Raw genomic sequence first — 21,239 nt, forward strand, 5'->3', positions numbered from 1 at the left:
AGGACCTCTCTCCCAAAGTTCGTTGTTGCATGGGAAAAGGGCGTATCGATCCGATCGCGTCTAATCCCTCCGCCGGTATGAGCCGGATCAGGTTCCGCGGGTTGGCGTTTTGACGCCTCTCAGCCTCCGGCCGCTGTGCGGTCGGGAGGCACCCCGTTAGAGCGGCAAGAGATTTACCGCTGCCAAGGCCCCAAGGCAAGCGATGTTTGCGGGGAAGCAAGGGCGGCTGGCCGGCACGACGGCGCATGTTTGCGTAAGCCGCCAACTGCGCTACACAACGGCAGCGAGGAGAAAATGTCATGCCCGATATGCTCGTTCGACTTTATGCCCTGCCGGCTGAGCCTCAGTCGAAGCTTGGTCCTGGCGTCAGCATTCGCCGCGCCATGGCGCCGGAGCGCCGCCTTGTCGTGTCCTGGATCGAAAAGACCTTTGGCGCCGGATGGGCGGGCGAGGCGGAAGCCGCCTTTTCCTCCACCCCGACGCGCATGCATGTCGCAGTCCGTGAGGAAAAGATTGTCGGCTTTTCCTGCCACGACGTAACGGCACTCGGCTTCTTTGGTCCGACCGGTGTCGACGAAAGCATGCGCGGGCAGGGCATCGGCGAGGCGTTGCTGCTTGCAAGCCTGACGGCCATGCGCGAGGCCGGCTACGGCTACGCGATTATCGGCGGTGTCGGGCCGGCGAAGTTCTACGAGCGGGTGGCCGGGGCCGTCGAGATTCCGGATTCGACCCCCGGCGTTTATGCCGGCATGCTGTTCCCCGATCCGGTGCCCGAGGGGCATTGACGGTCTGACCAAAATCTTAAGAACCGGTCGCCCGACGGTTTTCTTCGTTTTCCTTCGGCGGTCCTTTGCGCTATGGGCTTTGCCATGGCTCGATCGACCTTCACCATTCTGCTTGGCGGCGCCCTTTCGCTGACCGACCGGCTGGCTCACCAGCTGGCCGCAAGTCGCTTCATCGCGGCTGATGGCGGCATGCGCCATGCGCGGCTGCTCGGCATCGTGCCCGATGTCTGGGTCGGTGATTTCGACTCGACCGAGGAAGCCCTTCTTGCGGACTACGCCTCGGTTCCGCGCGAGCCCTATCCGGCGGCAAAGGCCGCGACGGACGGTGAGATCGCGGTCGAGGCGGCGCTGTCGCGCGGGGCCGATCGCCTGATCTTCGCCGGCGCGCTCGGCGGCACCCGCAGTGATCATGCGTTCATGCATCTGCTTCATGCCGTCGCCCTTGCCGAGCGTGGGCTTTCGGTGTTGATGACGTCGGGCGAGGAAGAGGCCTATCCGCTGCTGGCCGGCTCGCTCGAAGTCGACCTGCCCAAGGGCTGCCTCTTCTCGGTCCTCGGGTTGACCGAGCTGACCGGTCTTTCGATCGTCAATGCGCGTTATCCGCTCGACGATTTCACCCTGCCGTTCGGCTCGTCCCGAACCGTTTCCAACGTTGCGGAGGGTCACCTTCGCTTCACTCTCAAGAGCGGCCGTGCCCTCGTGCTTGCCCGCCCCTATGACCTTTCCGGAGCCTGAGCCTTGGCGCCTCCCATTCTGAAACTCGACGATATCTTCCTCACCTTTGGCGGCACGCCGCTGCTTGCCGGCGCCAATTTTCAAGTGGAGCCGGGCGACAAGATCTGCCTGGTCGGCCGCAACGGCTCGGGCAAATCGACGCTGATGAAGATCGCCGCGGGCCTTGCAGAGGCGCAGTCGGGCGAAGTGTTCCGCCATCCCTCGGCAACCATCCGCTATCTGCACCAGGCGCCGGATTTCGACGGTTACGACACGGTGCAGGCCTATGCCGAGGCGGGCCTCGGCCCGAGCGACGATCCCTATCGCGTCGCCTATCTGCTGCAGCATCTGGGGCTGACCGGCGAAGAGGATCCCAAGCGCCTTTCCGGCGGCGAAGCGCGTCGCGCAGCACTTGCCCGCGTCATGGCGCCGGAGCCGGACATCCTTTTGCTCGACGAGCCGACCAACCATCTCGATCTGCCGACGATCGAATGGCTGGAAGACGAACTGATCCGCAGCCGCTCGGCGCTGGTGCTGATCTCGCACGACCGGCGCTTCCTGGAAAAGGTCTCGACCGCCACCGTCTGGCTCGACCGTGGTCAGTCCCGTCGCCTCGACCGTGGCTTTGCCCATTTCGAGGCCTGGCGCGACGAGGTGCTGGAGGCCGAGGAGCTGGAGCAGCACAAGCTCGGCAAGGCGATTGAGCGCGAGGAACATTGGCTGCGCTACGGCGTGACCGCGCGGCGCAAGCGCAACATGCGCCGCCTCGGCGAGCTGCAGACCATGCGGGCGACCTATCGCGGCCACAAGGGGCCGCAGGGCACCGTGCAGGCGACTGCCGCCGACGCCAAGGAATCCGGCAAGCTGGTGATCGAGGCCGAGAAGATCACCAAGGCCTATGGCGAGCGCACAATCGTCGCGCCGTTCTCGATCCGCGTGCACCGCGGCGACCGCATCGGTCTCGTCGGCCCGAACGGTGCCGGCAAGACGACGCTCCTGAAGATACTGACCGGACAGATCGAGCCGGACACGGGCACGGTCAAGCTCGGCACAAATCTGGAAATCGCGACGCTCGACCAGAAGCGCGAAGACCTCAATCTCGACGATACGCTGGCGCACTACCTGACGGACGGGCGCGGCGACAACCTGCTGGTCAATGGCGAGCAGCGCCACGTTACCGGCTACATGAAGGACTTCCTGTTCCAGCCGGAGCAGGCGCGCACCCCGATCCGTGAGCTTTCGGGCGGCGAGCGCGCAAGGCTGATGCTGGCGCGCATTCTCGCGCGGGCGACGAACCTTCTGATCCTCGACGAGCCGACCAACGATCTCGACATCGAGACGCTCGACCTGCTGCAGGAGATCGTTGCCGGCTTTGCCGGAACGGTGATCCTCGTCAGCCACGACCGCGACTTCCTCGACCGCACCGTCACCTCGACGATCGCACCAGCCAATCCGGAGGCGCCGGATGGGCGCTGGATCGAGTATGCCGGCGGCTATTCCGACATGATGGCGCAGCGCAAGGGCGCGATCGAGGAGAAGCGCAAGGCCGAGAAGGCGGAGAAAGCCAAGGCCGATGCAGCCGCACCCACGGCCGAAGCGCCGAAGGCTGCCAAGGGCAAGCTTTCCTACAAGCAGAAGTTCGCGCTCGAAAACCTGCCGAAGGAGATCGCCAAGGCGGAGGCCGAGGCTGCCAAGCGCGAAGAAAAGATGGCGGATCCCAACCTCTTCACAAAAGATCCAAATGCTTTTGCGAAACTGGCACAGGAACTGGAAAAGCTGCGTGCCGACCTCGCTCGCATGGAAGAGGAATGGCTGGAGCTCGAGATGCTGCGCGAGGAGCTCGAGGGCTGAGATACAGCCAAGACGGCTCCATGCGTGAATGCGAAGGTAATACGTTGAATCCTTGCGGGTTTTACCGTTAAACTGGTAAGGGAAAGATGGTTTGCCGCGTTGAACGTTATCAGATGCTATGATAAGTAAAACTTATTATATCACCTGTGAACGATCATGATGCCCTTCAAGCTAGAATCCGAAACTATTGGGATGCTTCTGACCGATGTCTCGCGCCTCTTGCGCGGGGCCTTCGACCGCAAGGTCAATGCCATGGACCTGGGCATCACACCCGGCGAGGCGCGCACCCTGATCCAGGCGGCGCTTACCGAGGGCATCAAACAGGCCGAAATCGCAACGCGCATGGGCATTGAGCCGATGACGCTGTCGGCCTATCTCGACCGGCTGGAGACGAACGGGCTCGTCGCCCGTGTTCCCGATCCGGCGGATCGTCGCGCCAAGAATGTCATCATCACCGAAAAGGCGGGTCCGCTGCTCAACGAGCTGATGACCGGGCTTCGCGAAATGATGGATGCCTATACCGAGGGGCTGGATGCGGAAGCGCGCGCGCTTCTCTGTTCCAACCTGCGCATCCTGCGTGACAATCTGCGTCAGCTCGATCCGTGCCTTGCCGGCAAGGATACAGCGGAGAAGGCCGAGGTTCGGGTCGGAGCCGCGCAATGACGCGTCGCATGAGCGAGCGGCGCACGAGCATCATCGGCGCCTTCCTAGTGGCGCTCGGGCCCGTTTCCATGGCGCTCTATACGCCGGCGATGCCGGAACTGGTGCGGGCCTTCTCCTCCAGCGAAGCGGCGATCAAGATGACGCTGTCGCTCTATTTTGCGGGTTTCGCCTTCGCCCAGCTTGTCTCGGGTACGCTTTCCGACGTGATCGGACGCCGGCGCGCGACGCTGATCTTCATGGCCATCTACCTCGTCGGCAGCCTGATGGCGGCCTTTGCGCCTTCCGTCGCGGTGCTTTTGGCCGGCCGCCTGGTGCAAGGCATCGGCGCCTCCGTCGGGATGACCGTGGCGCGTGCGATCGTGCGCGACCAGTTCACCGGGACTGAAGCCGCACGCATCATGAACATGATTGGCATGATGCTGGCTCTCGGACCCGCCGTGTCACCGACGCTTGGCGGCCTGGCGCTCGGTCTCTTCGGGTGGCAGTCGATCTTCTTCCTGATGGTCGGCTTTGCCGCCATGGCCTGTCTCACCGTGCAGTTTTTCATGGCCGAGACCGCGACCCCGGATCCGGCCAAGGGCCACCTGAAGCCCATCCTTGCGGCCTATCGGCGGTTGGTGAGCGACAGCCGCTTCGTTTCCTCGACACTTGTGATCGGCGGAGCGGTCGGCGCACTTTATGCCTGGGCGACCATGCTGCCCTTCGTACTGATCAATGCAGTGGGGCTGACACCGACCGAGTTCGGCGTCGGCATGCTGATGCAGTCGGGCCTTTTCTTTTCGGGAACGGTGGTGGTGCGGCTGCTGATGCGGCGTTTCACGCCGCAGTCGCTGGTGCCGGCCGGCCTCGTCTTCATCGGTGCGGCCAGCCTCGCCCTTGCCTACACCATGCACATGCTGCCCCCGAGCTTCCTCTCGGTCATGCTGCCGATCGGGATTTATGCCTTCGGCATCGCCTTCGTCATGCCCTATATGATGACGGCGGCGATGGCGCCGTTTCCGGACATCGCTGGCACGGCGTCGGCAGTGATGGGTTTCGTCCAGATGGGCTCGGGGCTGCTTGGTGGCGCGGTCGCCGCGGCGGTCGGCGCTCCGGTGCTGGCGCTCGGCACGATCATTCCATGCTTCGGCCTCGTCTGCATCCTGAGCTATGTCTGGTATCGCCGCAACGTTCGCTCGCAGCCGCTCGCCGTGCCGGTCAAGGATCCGCTTTCGGAAGCGGCGGAGTAGAAATCTGGTGCGGCATCGGCATCGATACCGCTTCGCCCTGCATATGAAAAAGCCTCCGCGAACGGGTCGCGGAGGCTTCTTTTTTCAAAACGCGTCGTCTTAGCGGTTGCGCGCGGCCAGCGTGCGCAGGCGCAGCGCGTTGAGCTTGATGAAGCCGGCGGCATCCTTCTGGTCGTAGGCGCCCTGGTCGTCCTCGAAGGTGACGAGCTTGTCGGAGTAGAGCGACTTGTCGCTCTCGCGGCCGATGACCATGACGTTGCCCTTGTAGAGCTTCAACGTCACTTCGCCTTCAACATGCTCCTGGCTCTTGTCGATTGCGGCCTGCAGCATCTCGCGCTCCGGTGAGAACCAGAAGCCGTAATAGATCAGCTCGGCGTAGCGCGGCATCAACTCGTCCTTGAGGTGGGCAGCACCCCGGTCGAGCGTGATGCTCTCGATTGCGCGGTGCGCGGAGAGCAGGATGGTGCCGCCGGGGGTCTCGTAGACGCCGCGCGACTTCATGCCGACGAAGCGGTTCTCGACGAGGTCGAGACGGCCGATGCCGTTGTCGCGGCCGTACTCGTTGAGCTTGGCAAGCAGGGTTGCCGGCGACAGGCGTACGCCGTTGATCGAGACGGCGTCGCCGCGCTCGAAGCCGATCTTGATGACGGTCGCCTGATCCGGAGCGGCTTCCGGCGAGATCGTGCGCATGTGCACGTATTCAGGGGCTTCCAGTGCCGGGTCTTCGAGAACCTTGCCCTCGGACGAGGAGTGCAGCAGGTTGGCGTCGACGGAGAACGGCGCTTCGCCCTTCTTGTCCTTGGCAACCGGGATCTGATGCTTCTCGGCGAATTCGAGCAGGTCGGTGCGGCTCTTGAACGACCAGTCGCGCCACGGCGCGATGATCTTGATGTCCGGGTTCAGCGCATAGGCCGAAAGCTCGAAGCGAACCTGGTCGTTGCCCTTGCCGGTCGCGCCATGGGCGATCGCGTCGGCGCCGGTCTTCTTGGCGATGTCGATCAGGTGCTTGGAGATCAGCGGGCGGGCGATCGAGGTGCCGAGCAGGTAAACGCCTTCATAGACGGCGTTGGCGCGGAACATCGGGAAGACGAAATCCTTGACGAACTCCTCGCGGACGTCCTCGATGTAGATCTCCTTGATGCCGAGCATCTCGGCCTTCTTACGGGCCGGCTCGAGCTCTTCGCCCTGGCCGAGGTCGGCGGTGAAGGTGACGACTTCCGCGCCGAGTTCGGTCTGCAGCCACTTCAGGATGATCGAGGTGTCGAGACCGCCCGAATAGGCGAGAACGACCTTTTTCACGTCTTTATGCGATGCCATGGTTTCCGTCCGTCTGGTCTTGGGGAGGGCGGCGATGCCGCGTGCAAATCTGCGGCACTTTAGCCAGAACCTGCGGCGATACAAGCGCTAGAACGCCTGACGATGCGAATCCGCTGGCAAAAGCGCAGGCGCATGATTACTGGAGGCGACCCCCCGCGCCGAGGAAACGATGATGGACTTCATTCCCAGCCTGCCGACCCTCCTGACCTTCGCGGCTGCGACGCTGCTTCTGGCAGCCACGCCCGGCCCGGACATGACGCTTTCGATCAGCCGGGCCCTCGCCCAGGGCAAGAAGGCAGCCCTTTTCGTCGTGCTCGGTACCAGCTTCGGCATCGTCGTGCATACGCTGCTCGTCGCCTTCGGCATCTCGGCGCTGATCACCGCTTCGCCGACCGCCTTTGCCATCCTCAAGACCGGCGGTGCCGCCTATCTGCTGTGGCTTGCCATCCAGGCGATCCGCTTCGGCTCCAGCATTTCGGTGCAGAAGGTCGAGCCGACGGAAGGCAAGGCGCTTGCCAACATCTCGGCCGGATTCTGGGTGAACCTCTTGAACCCCAAGGTCATCATCTTCTTCATGACCTTCCTGCCGCAGTTCGTCAGCGCCGACGATCCTTCGGTCACCGGCAAGCTTCTGTTCCTCGGCGCGTTCTTCATCACCATCGGCATGCCGGTGAACATGCTGGTCGTCTTCACTGCCGACTGGCTTGCCTCCTGGCTGCAGCGCAACAGGGGCGTAATGCGGGCACTGGACTTCAGCTTCGCCGGCGTCTTTTCGGTGTTCGCGGTGAAGATCTTCATGACGACGGCGCGGTAATTTTTACCGGAAGCTTTGCCCCTCATCTGCCTACCGGCATCTTCTCCCCGTTCTGACGGGGAGAAGAGCGCATGCCGCACTGTACGGCGGGAAACGGGACCGTTGGTGATGCAGGCAAGCTTGGAGGACTGGCCGATTGCGGCCTATGCAAAGGCCTGATGGGGACCGAGCGATCGCCGCGGGTTTTCTTCTCCCCGTGTCTACGGGGAGAAGATGCCGGCAGGCAGATGAGGGGCAGCAACAGTTGTCGAGCAGGCCGGATCAGCCGATGAGCAATGCGTCGTCGTCGAGCGTCTGGCCGCGGATGCGGCGGAACATGGCGATGAGGTCTTCGACCTGCAGTTCCTTGCGGCTGTCGCCGGCGACGTCGAGCACGATCTCGCCACCGTGCAGCATGATGGTGCGGTGGCCGTAGTCGAGCGCCTGGCGCATCGAGTGGGTCACCATCATCGTCGTCAGCTTGCGCTCGGAAACGATCTTCTGCGTCAGGTTCATCACGAATTCGGCCATGCCAGGGTCGAGCGCTGCCGTGTGTTCGTCGAGCAGCAGCACTTCGGAGCCGGCAAGCGTCGCCATGACCAGCGAGACCGCCTGACGTTGGCCGCCGGACAGAAGATCCATGCGGTCGCCCATGCGGTTTTCAAGGCCGAGGTTGAGCTCGGCGATGCGCTCGCGGAAATGCTCGCGGCGCTTCGGGCCGAGGGCGGCCGCGAGGCCGCGTGCCTCGCCACGCTTGGCGGCGAGCGCCAGGTTTTCCTCGATCGAGAGCGCGCCGCAGCTTCCGGTCAGCGGATCCTGGAAGACGCGGGCGACGAGGCCGGCGCGGGCGGCGGTGCCCTTGCGGCTGACGTCGGTCTTGCCGATCGTCACCTGGCCGGCACTCGGCAGCACGTCGCCGGCGAGCACGCCGAGCAGCGTCGACTTGCCGGCACCGTTGGAGCCGATGACTGTGACAAACGAGCCCTGCTCGATCGTCAGGCTGACGCCGTTCAGCGCCTGCTTCTGCAGCGGCGTGCCTTTGCCGAAGATGACCTGGATATTGTTGACACTGATCATGCCGCACCTCCACGACGCAGGCGGGGAAGGACGAGGGCGAAGGTGACGAGGGCTGCGGTAACGAAATTGAGGTCGGAAGCCTGCAGCCCGAGCATGTCGGTCGAGAGCGCCAGCTGGATGGCGATGCGGTAGAGGATCGAGCCGAGCACGCAGCCGATGAGCGCGATCAGGATGCCGCGGGCGCCGAGCAGCGTCTCGCCGATGATGACGGCCGCAAGACCGACGACGATGGTGCCCACGCCCGAGGTCACGTCCGCGAAACCGTTGGTCTGGGCAAAGAGCGCGCCGCCGAAGGCGACGAGCGCGTTGGAGATCGCCATGCCGAGATAGATCTGGCGGTTGGTATCGACGCCTTGAGCGCGGGCCATGCGGGCATTGGCGCCGGTGGCGCGCATCGCAAGGCCGGCATCGCTCTCAAGGAAGCGCCAGACGATGATGACGGCGACGACGACGAGCACGCCGATGAACAGCGGCCGGACGTAGAAATCGCGCAAGCCCAGGCCGTAGAAGGGCGATAGCATCGTGTCGGCATTGATCAGCGCGACGTTCGGCTTGCCCATGACGCGCAGGTTCACCGAGAACAGCGCGATCATCGTCAGGATCGAGGCGAGCAGGTTGAGGATCTTGAAGCGCACGTTGAGCATCGCCGTGACGATACCGGCGGCGGCACCCGCCACCATGGCGACACAGGCCGCAAGCCACGGGTTGACGCCGGCGATGATCAGCACGGCGGTGACGGCTGCCCCCAGCGGAAAGGATCCATCGACGGTCAGGTCGGGGAAATCGAGCACCCGGAATGCGAGAAAGACGCCAAGGGCGACGAAGGCGTAGACCAGCCCCAGTTCCACGGCTCCCCAGAAAGCGATTAGACTCAACCCCAGACCCTCTTTTTACGTGTCGCGCGTGGTTGTCGTTATGGGCGCGACGCTCCCGCTTGGCACATGGGGCCCAAGGCCGGCGCATGTGCGGCTCAGAACTTTCGGAGCGGCCCCGAGATCCAAAGGATCGGGCCCCTCATAGCGAACCGCCCCCGTATGGAACGGAGGCGGGCAAAACGCAACAAACTTGAACCTGAAAAGGTCGAAAGCGTTATTCAACGACGCGGGTTGCGCGCTTTACGACACTTTCCGGAAGGGTGACGCCCATTTTCTCGGCGGCCTTCTTGTTGATCACCAGGTCGGAACCGGCAGCAACCTTGACGCCGATGTCACCCGGGTTTTCGCCCTTGAGGATGCGAACGACGATTTCGCCTGTCTGCTTGCCGACGTCGTAGTAGTTGAAGCCGAGGGCTGCGAGCGAGCCGCGGGCAACGGAATCCGTGTCGGCGGTGAAGAGCGGCAGCTTGGCTTCCTCGGCGACGGCGACGGCACCTTCGAGCGCGGAGATGATCGTGTTGTCGGTCGGTACGTAGATCGCATCGGCGCGGCCGACGAGAGCGCGGGCAGCACCCTGGACTTCAGCCGACTTGGTCGCGGCGGACTCGACGACGGTCAGGCCGGCCTTTTCGGCTTCGGTCTTCAGCACCGCGAGCAGCGAAACGGAGTTGGCTTCGCCGGAATTGTAGAGGTAACCGATCGACTTGGCGTTCGGCAGGATTTCCTTGATCAGGGCGACGTGCTCGGCAACCGGTGACATGTCGGAGAGGCCGGTGACGTTGCCGCCGGGCTTGTCCATGTCCTTGACCAGCTGCGCGCCGACCGGGTCGGACACGGCTGTGAAGACGACCGGGATATCACGGGTCGAGGAGACGACCGCCTGGGCCGACGGCGTGGAGATCGGAACGATCACGTTCGGGGCTTCGCCTGCGAACTGACGGGCGATCTGGGCGGCGGTCGCCGGGTTGCCCTGGGCCGACTCGTAGAGGAACTTGAGGTTCTCGCCTTCCTTGTAGCCGGCGGCGGCCAGCGCATCCTTCACGCCGTCGCGGGCGGCGTCGAGCGCCGGGTGCTCGACGATCGCGGTCACAGCGACGGTCACCTCATCGGCACGGGCGGGCAGAGTGAATGCCACCGTGGCGGCAAGGGCGATGAGAAGTGAGCGCATGGGTTGTCCTCCTGAATTGATTTCCCGCTTTCTTAGGAAACCGGGGACATGAAATCAATCGATAGGATCTGCATCACCCATCAAAGTTCTTCATCAATGGGTGATGGCAGAGCGGAGGAACCGCAAGCAGGCGCTGCGCCTCAGTCTTCGCCGTGGTTGGCGATCATCATCGCCTCGAAGGCGAGGCGGTCGACCTTGCGCATGCGTTCCGATTCCGACTTCAGCTGGCCGCAGGCGGCGAGAATGTCGCGGCCGCGGGGCGTGCGGATCGGCGAGGCGTAGCCGGCCTGGTTGATGAAGTCGGCGAACTTCTCGATGTGCTCCCAGTCGGAACACTGGTAGTTGGTGCCCGGCCAGGGGTTGAACGGGATGAGGTTGATCTTCGCCGGCACGCCCTTCAGCAGCTTCACCAGTTGCTTGGCGTCTTCCAGGCTGTCGTTGACGTCCTTGAGCATCACATATTCGAAGGTGATGCGACGAGCGTTAGAAAGCCCCGGATAGGCGCGGCAGGCGTCCATCAGTTCCTTCAGCGGGTACTTCTTGTTGATCGGCACCAGCATGTCGCGCAGGTCGTCGCGAACGGCATGGAGCGAAATCGCCAGCATGACGCCGATTTCCTCGCCCGTGCGGTAGATCTCCGGCACGATGCCGGAGGTCGAAAGGGTGATGCGGCGCTTGGAAAGCGACAGGCCTTCGCCGTCGGACGCAATCAGGAGCGCGGTCTTGACGTGCTCGAAATTGTAGAGCGGTTCGCCCATGCCCATCATCACGATGTTGGTAATCTTGCGGCCTTCGGCCGGCACGATTGCACCCTGCGGCGTGTCGCGCTCGGGGAAATCGCCGAGCCGATCGCGGGCAAGCAGCAACTGCGCGAGGATCTCCTCGGCCGTCAGGTTGCGCACCAGCTTCTGCGTGCCGGTGTGACAGAAGGAACAGGTGAGCGTGCAGCCGACCTGGCTCGAAATGCAGAGCGTGCCGCGGCCTTCTTCGGGAATGTAGACGGTCTCGATCTCGACTGGACGGCCGGCGCCGCGCGCCGGGAAGCGCAGCAGCCACTTGCGGGTGCCGTCACCGGAAATCTGCTCTTCGACGATCTCCGGGCGTGCGATGGTGAAATGCTGCTTCAGCATCTCGCGCATGTCCTTGGATACGTTCGTCATATGGTCGAAGTCGGAGACGCCGCGTACATAGAGCCAATGCCAGAGCTGGCTGACGCGCATCTTGACCTGGCGCTCCGGCACGCCCTTTTCGACCAGCGCCCTGGCCATGTCCTCGCGCAGAAGACCGATCAGCGATGGCTTTTCCGCCTCTACGGCTGCGCGCACTTGGGGCGCTTTGGCGATTTCCACCCGGTTCAGAATTTCAGTGGCTGCCATGCTCATGATGTCCTGTCATACGGCGTGAGGCCGTCCGGAGAGCGGGTCCGGAAATCGTCCTGATGCGCGAATTGAAATCGGTCGAGCCATCGAAAGCGGCCAATCGGGGCGCGGAGGCTCTCAAGTTGGGCCGGGCTTTAGCATTGTTTTGGCCCGGAGTCACGCGGCAGGGTCCGTGAACGCAAAAGGCCGGCTCTGCAGCCGGCCCTTTGCGCGTGACGTGTCGTCCCGTGATTACTTGCAGGCCTCGATCTGCTTCAGCGCAGCGGAGATACCCGAGAGCGAGTAGGAGTAGGACGTTGTCGTGCCCTTGCGCGATTTCGCGTTGACCGACATGGCCTTGCCGTTCTTCATCGCGGCGACGAGGGCCGGTTCTTCCGCTGCGTTTTCGACCCAGGCGGAGTTGCCCTTGGTGAACATCACGAAGGTGCGGCCGTCGATAACGACGTTGACCTTGGAGTTTTCCTGGAGGGGATAGCCCATCATCGCCTGGGGCTCGTAGCTGATGTTCTGGCCCGGGCGCTGGGAGACGAGGAAGAAGATGTCGCCATGGTCGACGCCGGCCGGGCTCTTTTCCTTTGGAACCGAGAGGACGTAGCAGACCTTGCCGCCGCCGGCGTTGTAGGAATAGGCGCCCCAGGCGTTGAACTGCTGGATGCGCGTCGGAGACTGGGCGGCAGCCATGCTGGCGGTCGCCAGAACGAGTGCGATTGCGGTTGCGATCTTTCTTACAAACATGAGGTCCTGCCGCTTTTCTTGCTCTTCGATCACCCGAAACAGGTTAGACGGGCGACGCGTAGTCATCATTTGAATTTGTTTTGACTTAATTCAGGTTACCAAACCGTCAACGATGGCCGAAAACCTCGGCTTTTAGCCCCGAAACGGAGCGGTTTGCCCCGTTGCGCAATGCTTTCCGACCGCCGCTTCGCATCTTCGCCGAATCGGGTTCGATGCCGGATGCGCCTTGCCTCGGAATGCCGTTCCGGAAGGTTTCCTGCCCCAAGCCAATCTTTGACGTCAGCCACGCCAAATCGCGCGGCCGGCGTCATTTGCATGTGTATGCCACAAAGAATTGGGCAAGAGTTTGACTTTTGGGCGGGAATGGGGCGCCACAACCGGACAGCCGTGCGTCCGACGTCAGCTCTCTGGTGTATCGGCCAGTGTCTCGTCGGCCTTGGTATAGTGCGTTTCCTTGATCTGCCCGCTGATCGCAGCAAAGGCCGCGGTCAAGACGGCCACGTCGTCGGAGAAGCCGACGACGGCCAGCACGTCGGGGATGATATCGATCGGCAGCACGAAGTAGGCGAGGGCGGCAAGCAGGATGCCGCGGGTGCGCGTCGGCGTCTTCGGATCGATGGCGCAGTAGTAGGCGGCGACCAGGTCGCGGCTGAAGGGGATCTGCCGGGCAGCCCTTCGAAAGGTGGGCCAGAAGCGGCGCTTCACGCGCTTTTCCCGCCGCTCCTGCTCGGATTCTTCGCCCGGCAAGAGAATTTCACCGATCTTGATGTCGTCCATCGTCCCGCTTCCGCTGTTGCAGCGCTTCACAATATGGGGATTGGCTGTTCTATTTCAAATGATCGGGCATGCGGCCGGCCGCTGCTTTGTCCATGCGCGCAGCCAGTTTGAAGTCGAGTTCGCTCAATCCGCCGGCGTCATGGGTCGTGAGCGTCACGTCGACGCGATTGTAGACGTTGAACCATTCCGGGTGATGGTTGAGTTTCTCGGCGACGATCGCGCATTCGGTCATGAAGCCGAAGGCCTCGACGAAGTTCTTGAAGCGGAATGCCTTCCAGATCGAGTTGCCGTCTTCGGCCCGCACCCAACCTTCCATCTTGTGCAGGTTGTCGGCAATCGCCGCCTCGTCCAGTTTCTCCGCTGCCATCGCTTGTCTCCTCCCATCCGTCTGTTCGAAGGCCGAGCTGTCGCGTATAAGCGTCCACTGTCTCCAGCCTTCGAATCTGAATAGCATGAAACCGGTCAGAGTTCTTTTCGTTTGTCTCGGCAACATCTGCCGGTCGCCGCTTGCCGAGGGCGTGCTCCGCGCCTTGGCGGAGCAAAAGGGATTGGCCGTCGCGCTGGAGATCGATTCGGCGGGAACCGGCGCCTGGCATATCGGCGATCCGCCGGACCGGCGATCAATCCAGGCGGCGCGGCGGCACGGCATCGATATTTCTGCGTTGCGTGGCCGCCAGGTGGCGGCGGCAGATTTCGACGATTTCGACATCATCCTCGGCATGGACGAGAACAATGTTCGTACGCTGAGAAGGCTCGCGCCTGCGGGCACGGCACAGAAGGTGCATCTCTTTCTCGACTATGCGTCAGGCAAGAGCCGGGACGTGCCGGATCCCTACTATGACGGGCCGGAAGCCTTCGAGGCGCTTCACCAGATGCTTGAGGCCGGATGTTCGTCGTTGCTCGAAAGGTTCGGCGAACGCACCTCATGAAGCGGGAAGACCTCTTCCGTCAGGTAGGGTCCGCCGCCGACCGAATCGCGCGACGAGAGCAGCACGAAGCGGGAAACGTTGAAGAGCGAGGTCATGAAGTTGCCGCGCCCGGAGAGGTACTCGACCACGTCTTCGACACGGCTGGAGCGCAGCCGGGCGAGCGTCACGTGCGGGGTGAACTTGCGCGGGTCCGGCCCCAGTCCGAGCCGCTGGCAGATGCGCTCGATTTCGGCCTGCAGCGCATACATTTCCGGATGATTGGTGACGCCGGCCCAGACCGAATGCGGCTTCTTCGAGCCGAAGGCGCCGGTGCCGGTCAGTTGCAGCTGGAATTCGGGACGTTCGATGCGATCGAGCTTGTCGATGATCTCGTCGGCGGTGCGCCAGTCGACGTCACCGATGAAGCGCAGGGTGATGTGGTAGTTCTCCACATCGATCCAGCGAGCTCCGGGAAGACCTCCGCGCAGCAATGAAAGACTCATTGCAGCATTGCGCGGAATTTCGAGGGCGGTGAATAGTCTCGGCATGGCGAGCTCCCCGAATCTCTTGCAGATGTCTTAGCGAATCACGCATCGCATCTGCACGCAACTGGTATTTGACGCTTCAGAATATTAACGTTGTCTTAACTGTGGACGATGTCATCACTCCGTCTTATTCAGCGTTGCCAGAAACCGTTCGACGACGGGCAGGGCCTTCTCGACCATGACGCCGACGCCGTCGCCATTGGGATGCATGCCGTCCTCAAGCTTGAGCTTGGCCTCGGTCACCACGCCATCGAGAAAGAACGGATAGAGTTCCAGCCCGTATTTTTCGGCGAGTTCCGGATAGATCGGGTTGAAGCGGGCGGCGTAGTCTGCGCCCATGTTCGGCGGCGCCATCATGCCGGCCAGCAGCACGGCGATGCCGCGGTCCTTCAATCGGGTAATCATCGCCTCGATGTTCTTGCGGGTCTCTTCAGGCGCAATGCCGCGCAGCGCGTCATTGGCGCCGAGCTCGAGGATCACGCCCTTGGTGCCATCCGGCACCGACCAGTCGATGCGGGCAAGACCGCCGGAACTCGTGTCGCCGGAAACGCCAGCGTTCGCGATCGTCACGTCGAAGCCCTTTTCCTTCAGCGCCTTTTCCAGCCGGGCCGGGAAGGCGTCCTCCGGCGGGAGCTGATAACCCGCCATCAGGCTGTCGCCGAAGCCGATGAGGCTGATCGTCTCGGCGCGTGCCGTGCATGATAACGCAAATGTCATCATCAGTGCCAAGAAAACCCGTTGAAATCCTTTTAATGCCATGGGCCTGTTCCTAAATCCCGAATGCCGTTTCTGTTCCCCACTTCGTTTCATATAGGGTTGTTTCGCTTGGCCAGCACCATCATCGAACTTAAAAACGCGGATCTGACGCTGGGCGAGGCGGCCGCCTCGGTGCATGTGCTGAAGGGTATGAGCCTGACGATCGATGCCGGAGAATCCGTCGGCATCGTCGGCCCGTCCGGTTCGGGCAAGTCGACATTGCTGATGGTGCTTGCCGGGCTCGAGCGGCTGGATCGCGGCGAGATCGTTATCGACGGCACGCCGCTGCACCGGCTCGACGAGGACCGGGTCGCGGACTTTCGCGGACGCAATATCGGCATCGTTTTCCAGTCCTTCCACCTCATTCCCAACATGACGGCGCTCGAAAACGTCGCCGTGCCGCTTGAGCTTGCCAATGTCCCCGGCGCCTTCGAGATTGCGCGCAAGGAGCTTGTCGCCGTCGGCCTGGGCGAGCGGCTCAGCCACTATCCCGGCCAGCTCTCGGGCGGCGAGCAGCAGCGCGTTGCGATCGCACGGGCGCTTGCGCCCTCGCCGAAGCTTCTGATCGCCGACGAACCGACCGGTAACCTCGACGCCGAAACCGGACGGCAGATCGCCGACCTGCTTTTCGCCGAACAGCGTGACCGTGGCATGACACTCGTGCTCGTGACTCATGATGCCGCCCTTGCGGACCGTTGCGCGCGGCAGGTACGGGTGCGCTCGGGCGAGATCGTTGCCGGCGGTGCGGCGGACCCCGTGGCGGTGGCGCCGGTTCAGCAGGCGGCCTCCGCATGATCGGCGCGCCTTCGGTACGGCTGCGGCCGCTGCTTGCCCTCAGGCTGGCGCTGCGTGAAATGCGCGGCGGGCTCAAGGGCTTCTACATCTTCCTCGCCTGCATTGCGCTCGGGACCGCGGCGATTGCCGGCGTCAACTCGCTGTCGCAATCGATCACCGCGACGATCGCCTCGCAAGGGCAGGAACTGCTCGCAGGCGATATCCGCTTCGAGCTCAATAATCGTGTCGCAACGGCCGAAGAGCGCGCCTATCTCGATGGCTTTGGAACCGTTGCGGTTTCCGCTGGCCTCAGATCGATGGCGCGGTTGCCCGATGGTTCCAACCAGGCCCTGGTGGAACTGAAGGCCGTCGATGCGGCCTATCCGCTCTACGGCACGCTGGAAAGCGAACCCGACCGGCCGTTGCACGACCTCATCGCCCGTGACGGCGACGTCTTCGGTGCGGTCGTGGCGCCTCTGCTGCTCGACCGCCTCGACGTCAAGGTCGGAGACGAAATCCTTCTCGGCAACGCCCGTGTCCGGATCGCCGGCACGATCACACGCGAGCCGGACGCGCTTTCCGACGGCTTCGGCTTCGCGCCGCGCCTGATGATCTCGGAAGAAGCCCTGGCGGCGACGGGACTGGTGCAGACCGGAAGCCTCGTCGAGCACACATACAAGGTGAAGCTTGCCGACCCGGCAGGGGTCGCCGCCATTCGCACCGAGGCGGAGAAAAGCCAGCCGGCCGCCGGCTGGTCGATCCGCACCAGCGGCAACGCGGCACCGGCGCTGACGGCCAACATCACCCGCTTCTCGCAGTTCCTGACGCTTGTCGGCCTGACGGCGCTGATCGTTGGCGGCGTCGGCGTCGCCAATGCGGTGCGCGCCTATCTCGATGCCAAACGCAGCGTGATCGCGACCTTCAAATGTCTGGGCGCGCCTGCCGCCTTGGTGGCGATGATCTATCTCGCGCAGATCCTGATGATCGCCCTGATCGGCATCGTCATCGGGCTTGTGCTCGGGGCACTGATCCCCTTTGTCGCGGCGCAATTCCTGGCCGACCTGCTGCCGATTTCGACCGCTTTCCATCTCTATCCGGGGGCACTCGGGCTTGCCGCGCTGTTCGGTGTGCTGACGGCGCTGACCTTCGCCATCCTGCCGCTCGGCCGGGCGCGCGCCATTCCGGCGACGGCGCTCTTCCGCCAGCAGGGCTTCGACCCCTCGGGCTTTCCGGCATGGCCCTATCTGCTCGGTGCCGTTGCGTGCCTTGCCGCGCTCGCAGGGCTGGCGATCTTTACGGCCTACGACCGCTACATTTCGCTCGTCTTCCTCGGCGCGATCGCCTTCGCCTTCATCGTGCTTCGGGCCGTTGCGCTGGCGATCGCCTGGCTCGCGCGCCGCAGCCCGCGGGTCAATTCGCCGGCTCTCAGGCTGGCGATCGGCAACATTCACCGTCCGGGTGCGCTGACCTCCTCGGTGGTGCTGTCGCTCGGCCTCGGGCTTGCGCTGCTCGTGACGCTGGCTTTGATCGACGGCAACCTGCGCCGCGAACTCACCGGCAGCATGGCGGAGCGCGCGCCGAACTTCTTCTTCGTCGATATCCAGGGCAGCGAGATCGAAGGTTTCCGTTCGGTGCTGAACCAGGCGATCCCGAAGGGCAAGGTCATCGAGGTGCCGATGCTGCGCGGCCGCATCACCGCCTTCAACGGCGAGGACGTGAACAGCCGCAACGTGCCGCCCGCAGGACAATGGGTGCTGCGCGGCGACCGCGGCATCACCTACGCCAAGAACAAGCCGGAGAACTCGACCTTGTCCGAGGGCACCTGGTGGCCGGCCGACTACAGCGGCGAACCCCTGGTTTCCTTCTCGTCCGAGGAGGCCGGCGAACTCGGCCTGAAGATCGGCGATACGGTCACCGTCAACGTGCTCGGCCGCAACATCACCGCCAAGATCGCCAATTTCCGCAATGTCGAGTGGGAATCGCTGTCGATCAACTTCGTCATGGTGTTCTCGCCGAATACCTTTGCCGGCGCGCCGCATGCCTGGCTGGCGACGGTGATCGATCCGTCGGCGACGCCGGAAGAGGAGGCGGCGGTCCTGAAGGCCGTCACCAATGCCTATCCGACGATCACCAGCGTGCGGGTGAAGGACGCTCTCGACATTGTGAATGGTCTGCTCGGACAGCTGGCAACGGCGATCCGGGCGGCGGCGGCCGTGGCGCTGGTCGCTTCCGTGCTGGTGCTGGCCGGCGCGCTTGCTGCCGGCAACCGGGCGCGCGTCCATGACGCGGTCGTCCTGAAGACGCTGGGGGCAACGCGGGTGACGCTCATCAAGGCCTTCAGCTACGAATACGCAATCCTCGGTCTTGCAACCGCCGTTTTTGCGCTGTTTGCCGGCGGTATCGCCGCCTGGTTCGTCGTCAACCGCATCATGACGCTACCCTCGAGCTTCCTGCCCGACGTGGCGATCGTGACGGTTGTAGCGGCGCTGGTGATGACGGTCGGCATCGGACTTGCCGGTACATGGCGCATTCTCGGGCAGAAGGCGGCGCCCGTCCTGCGCGAACTTTGACCGGGCCGAGTTAACCGTAAATCCCTATTGCACCGGACTGAATCGGTCCGGTGCAACGGAATCCGGGAGTGCCGGGTCTTGTGTGCAGCGGGTTTCGGCATCATATTTGTCCACAGGCATGCTGGAGCTCCGCAGCGGCGCCTGGGCGTGGAAGCTCATCTTCCAGGGCGATACTCGCCGCCCGACACCGTAACATCCACCGGAGCTTGAATGAGGAAACAATGGCTGATCTGAGAAATTACCAAACCCGAATGTCGCCCGCCGGCGCTCAGGCGGGTGCCGTGATTGACGAAGGCCTTCGCGCATACATGCTGAAGGTCTACAACCTGATGGCGCTTGGTCTGGCGATCACTGGCGTCGCGGCCTACCTGGCCTTCCAGATGGCGTTTTCGGATGGCCAGCTGACTGCCTTCGGTGCTGCGATCTACACGAGCCCGCTGAAGTGGGTGGTGATGCTGGCGCCGCTGGGACTCGTGTTCTTCATGAGCTTCCGCATCAATAGCATGAGCGTTTCTGCCGCGCAGACGACGTTCTGGATCTATGCCGCCCTGATGGGCCTGTCGCTGTCGTCGATCTTCGTGATCTACACCGGCCAGAGCATCGTTCAGACGTTCTTCGTGACCGCAGCTTCGTTCGGAGCCCTGTCGCTTTACGGCTACACCACGAAGAAGGACCTGTCCGGCATGGGCTCGTTCCTGATCATGGGTCTGTTCGGCGTCATCATCGCGTCGATCGTCAACATCTTCCTTGGCTCTTCGGCGCTCGCCTTCGCGATCAACGTGATCGGCGTGCTGATCTTCGCAGGCCTCACCGCCTACGACACGCAGAAGATCAGGGAAATGTACTTTGAAGCCGATGACAGCACCGTTGCCGGCCGCAAGGCGATCATGGGCGCGCTGACGCTCTACCTCGACTTCATCAACCTGTTCATGTTCCTGCTCCAGTTCATGGGCAACCGGAACAACTAAGTCTGAACAGCAGACGGAAAAGGCGGCTTCGGCCGCCTTTTTTGTTTCTTGAAGCAGCTTGAAAGCGTCCGGGCTCCGTGGGAGTGAAAGGACGACGAAACCTTGGGATCAAGTCTAAAGCCATGTCCCTGACCCTGCGCGACGCCACCCTGGCCGATCTTCCCGTCATCACCGAGATCTATCGCGAGTCCGTGTTGCACGGCGTCGCGACCTACGAGATCAACCCGCCATCCGAAAAGGAGATGCGGGCCCGGTTCGAAACGATCATCGGCAACGGCTACCCTTACATGGTCGCGGTAGACGAGGGCGGGACGATCATCGGCTATGCCTACGCATCCGGTTTCCGCACGCGCACGGCCTATCGCTTCCTGGTCGAGGATTCCATCTACCTGGCGCCGGAAGCGCGCGGCAAGGGCGCCGGCAAGGCGCTGCTGGTCGAACTCGTCCGGCGTTGCACGGAGCTCGGCTTCCGCCAGATGGTCGCGGTGATCGGCGGTGCCCATCCGGCCTCGATCGCCGTACACCGGTCGCTCGGCTTCGAACTCCAGGGCACGATGAAAGCGACCGGCTTCAAGCACGGCCGCTGGCTCGACACGACGATCATGCAACTCGCGCTCGGCGAGGGACAGGCGACCGACCCGCCGGAAGACATCTATCCGGATACGCTCTACCAGTGATCGTCGCTTGCTGAAGGGTCTCGGTCGGCGAAGCGCGCTCGCAGCGCGCATACGCAAATCGTGCCGTTGCCGCCTGTGACGTCGGCGTGCGCCTTGATCGCACCCTTTCCCGGGTGGTCAGGTTTCCACCAGCCTCAGCACCTTGTCGAATACCTTGAGCACTTGGGCGAGCTCGTGGCCGCGTTTCAGGATCGTGCCGTGAATGTTCAGTACGCTATAGGCGCCCTGTTTCGCGGCCAGTTTCGGGTTCTTCTCGATCCGGTAGAGCGGCATTTCGCCCGAACGCTTGAACACTGAGAAGACCGCGCGGTCCCTCAAGTGGTCGATGGCATAGTCCCGCCACTCGCCTTCGCCGACCATGCGGCCGTAAACCCACAGGATCTGGTCCAATTCGCGGCGATGGAAAGTGATGGGGGGAGCGTTCTTGGCGTTCTTGTATTCGTGAAGATCGACGACCACTTCCGAGGTGGTCTCGCGCTGATGGCGCGCCTCGCCTTGCGGCAAATCCGGCTCATCGGTCATCGGCAATCCGGCCTTCTGTTGTGACAGAACGATTACAGTGTGCCTGACACGAGCCGAAAAGCAAGCCGGAAGCCATGGGACGGTGAGGTCATTTCTTGCCTCTGCCCCATTTCAGTCAAACCGGCGCCCCAATTCATCGCAAAACTCGCGGGCGCT

The 21,239-nt window shown here is 63.2% G+C and carries 22 protein-coding genes and 1 riboswitch; of the genes, 11 read left to right on the plus strand and 11 right to left on the minus strand.

Annotated elements, in window-relative coordinates; translation table 11 throughout:
• Positions 1-47: 47 nt before the first annotated feature.
• Positions 48-166, minus strand: a riboswitch (TPP riboswitch).
• Between the two features lie 133 nt (positions 167-299).
• The 5 genes from L981_RS24175 to L981_RS24195 all read left to right on the plus strand — a co-directional run bounded on the left by L981_RS24175 (position 300) and on the right by L981_RS24195 (position 5,242).
• A complete protein-coding gene (locus L981_RS24175) occupies positions 300-785 on the plus strand; it encodes a GNAT family N-acetyltransferase (RefSeq protein ID WP_043622268.1) in 486 nt (161 codons plus the stop codon).
• 84 nt (positions 786-869) lie between these two features.
• Entirely contained in the window at positions 870-1,520 is a 651-nt protein-coding gene (locus tag L981_RS24180) for a thiamine diphosphokinase (RefSeq protein WP_043622326.1), read from the plus strand.
• A 3-nt stretch (positions 1,521-1,523) separates the two neighbouring features.
• Complete coding sequence (locus L981_RS24185; protein ID WP_043622272.1) at positions 1,524-3,350, plus strand: ABC-F family ATP-binding cassette domain-containing protein; 1,827 nt, start codon at positions 1,524-1,526, stop codon at positions 3,348-3,350.
• Positions 3,351-3,509: 159 nt separating this feature from the next.
• Positions 3,510-4,013: a MarR family transcriptional regulator gene (locus L981_RS24190; protein WP_043622328.1), complete on the plus strand. Its 504-nt coding sequence runs from the start codon at positions 3,510-3,512 to the stop codon at positions 4,011-4,013.
• A complete protein-coding gene (locus L981_RS24195) occupies positions 4,010-5,242 on the plus strand; it encodes a multidrug effflux MFS transporter (RefSeq protein ID WP_043622274.1) in 1,233 nt (410 codons plus the stop codon). Before L981_RS24190 ends, L981_RS24195 begins: the two co-directional genes overlap by 4 nt.
• Before the next feature lie 99 nt (positions 5,243-5,341).
• Here L981_RS24195 and L981_RS24200 read toward each other — a convergent pair whose 3' ends face one another.
• On the minus strand, positions 5,342-6,559 hold the full coding sequence (locus L981_RS24200; RefSeq protein WP_034802869.1) for an argininosuccinate synthase: 1,218 nt from the start codon (positions 6,557-6,559) through the stop codon (positions 5,342-5,344).
• 172 nt (positions 6,560-6,731) lie between these two features.
• Between L981_RS24200 and L981_RS24205 the strand changes: the two genes are divergently transcribed.
• Positions 6,732-7,373 (plus strand): LysE family translocator, encoded by a 642-nt coding sequence (locus L981_RS24205; protein WP_043622278.1) that lies wholly within the window; start codon positions 6,732-6,734, stop codon positions 7,371-7,373.
• Positions 7,374-7,634: 261 nt separating this feature from the next.
• On the opposite strand, the gene L981_RS24210 is transcribed toward L981_RS24205, so the two are convergent.
• The 7 genes from L981_RS24210 to L981_RS24240 form a co-directional block, all read right to left on the minus strand.
• On the minus strand, positions 7,635-8,429 hold the full coding sequence (locus L981_RS24210; protein ID WP_043622281.1) for an ABC transporter ATP-binding protein: 795 nt from the start codon (positions 8,427-8,429) through the stop codon (positions 7,635-7,637).
• Positions 8,426-9,304, minus strand: a complete 879-nt coding sequence (locus tag L981_RS24215) for an ABC transporter permease (protein ID WP_043622284.1) — start codon at positions 9,302-9,304, stop codon at positions 8,426-8,428. The genes L981_RS24210 and L981_RS24215 overlap by 4 nt, the downstream gene beginning before the upstream one ends.
• Before the next feature lie 214 nt (positions 9,305-9,518).
• Positions 9,519-10,472, minus strand: a complete 954-nt coding sequence (locus L981_RS24220; protein ID WP_043622288.1) for an ABC transporter substrate-binding protein — start codon at positions 10,470-10,472, stop codon at positions 9,519-9,521.
• A gap of 140 nt (positions 10,473-10,612) precedes the next feature.
• Complete coding sequence (gene rlmN, locus L981_RS24225; protein ID WP_043622331.1) at positions 10,613-11,848, minus strand: 23S rRNA (adenine(2503)-C(2))-methyltransferase RlmN; 1,236 nt, start codon at positions 11,846-11,848, stop codon at positions 10,613-10,615.
• A 234-nt stretch (positions 11,849-12,082) separates the two neighbouring features.
• Complete coding sequence (locus L981_RS24230; protein ID WP_043622333.1) at positions 12,083-12,586, minus strand: invasion associated locus B family protein; 504 nt, start codon at positions 12,584-12,586, stop codon at positions 12,083-12,085.
• Between the two features lie 399 nt (positions 12,587-12,985).
• A complete protein-coding gene (locus L981_RS24235; RefSeq protein ID WP_034802857.1) occupies positions 12,986-13,363 on the minus strand; it encodes a YkvA family protein in 378 nt (125 codons plus the stop codon).
• A gap of 49 nt (positions 13,364-13,412) precedes the next feature.
• Positions 13,413-13,730: a 4a-hydroxytetrahydrobiopterin dehydratase gene (locus L981_RS24240; RefSeq protein ID WP_043622291.1), complete on the minus strand. Its 318-nt coding sequence runs from the start codon at positions 13,728-13,730 to the stop codon at positions 13,413-13,415.
• 85 nt (positions 13,731-13,815) lie between these two features.
• On the opposite strand from L981_RS24240, the gene L981_RS24245 reads away from it, so the two are divergent.
• A complete protein-coding gene (locus L981_RS24245) occupies positions 13,816-14,292 on the plus strand; it encodes a low molecular weight protein-tyrosine-phosphatase (protein ID WP_043622294.1) in 477 nt (158 codons plus the stop codon).
• Here the strand turns inward: L981_RS24245 and thpR are convergent.
• Together thpR and L981_RS24255 are read right to left on the minus strand one after the other, a co-directional pair.
• A complete protein-coding gene (thpR, locus tag L981_RS24250; RefSeq protein ID WP_043622298.1) occupies positions 14,229-14,819 on the minus strand; it encodes an RNA 2',3'-cyclic phosphodiesterase in 591 nt (196 codons plus the stop codon). The two genes, L981_RS24245 and thpR, sit on opposite strands and share 64 nt — an antisense overlap.
• Positions 14,820-14,933: 114 nt before the next feature.
• Positions 14,934-15,575 (minus strand): arylesterase, encoded by a 642-nt coding sequence (locus tag L981_RS24255; protein WP_052201995.1) that lies wholly within the window; start codon positions 15,573-15,575, stop codon positions 14,934-14,936.
• Between the two features lie 66 nt (positions 15,576-15,641).
• Here L981_RS24255 and L981_RS24260 point away from each other — a divergent pair, with 66 nt between their 5' ends.
• The 4 genes from L981_RS24260 to L981_RS24275 all read left to right on the plus strand — a co-directional run bounded on the left by L981_RS24260 (position 15,642) and on the right by L981_RS24275 (position 20,561).
• A complete protein-coding gene (locus tag L981_RS24260; RefSeq protein WP_043622338.1) occupies positions 15,642-16,367 on the plus strand; it encodes an ABC transporter ATP-binding protein in 726 nt (241 codons plus the stop codon).
• Positions 16,364-18,916 carry an ABC transporter permease gene (locus L981_RS24265; RefSeq protein ID WP_052201996.1) on the plus strand — a complete coding sequence of 851 codons (2,553 nt, stop codon included), beginning with the start codon at positions 16,364-16,366 and terminating at the stop codon, positions 18,914-18,916. Before L981_RS24260 ends, L981_RS24265 begins: the two co-directional genes overlap by 4 nt.
• A gap of 221 nt (positions 18,917-19,137) precedes the next feature.
• The gene (locus L981_RS24270) at positions 19,138-19,884 is read left to right on the plus strand and encodes a Bax inhibitor-1/YccA family protein (RefSeq protein ID WP_043622301.1); all 747 of its coding nucleotides are present in this window, start codon (positions 19,138-19,140) and stop codon (positions 19,882-19,884) included.
• Between the two features lie 122 nt (positions 19,885-20,006).
• Positions 20,007-20,561 (plus strand): GNAT family N-acetyltransferase, encoded by a 555-nt coding sequence (locus L981_RS24275; protein ID WP_043622303.1) that lies wholly within the window; start codon positions 20,007-20,009, stop codon positions 20,559-20,561.
• A gap of 117 nt (positions 20,562-20,678) precedes the next feature.
• Here the strand turns inward: L981_RS24275 and L981_RS24280 are convergent, their stop codons facing one another.
• On the minus strand, positions 20,679-21,083 hold the full coding sequence (locus L981_RS24280; protein WP_034802844.1) for a DUF2794 domain-containing protein: 405 nt from the start codon (positions 21,081-21,083) through the stop codon (positions 20,679-20,681).
• Between the last annotated feature and the right edge of the window lie 156 nt (positions 21,084-21,239).

It is taken from the genome of Ensifer sp. ZNC0028 (assembly GCF_000799055.1).
GTDB lineage: Bacteria > Pseudomonadota > Alphaproteobacteria > Rhizobiales > Rhizobiaceae > Ensifer.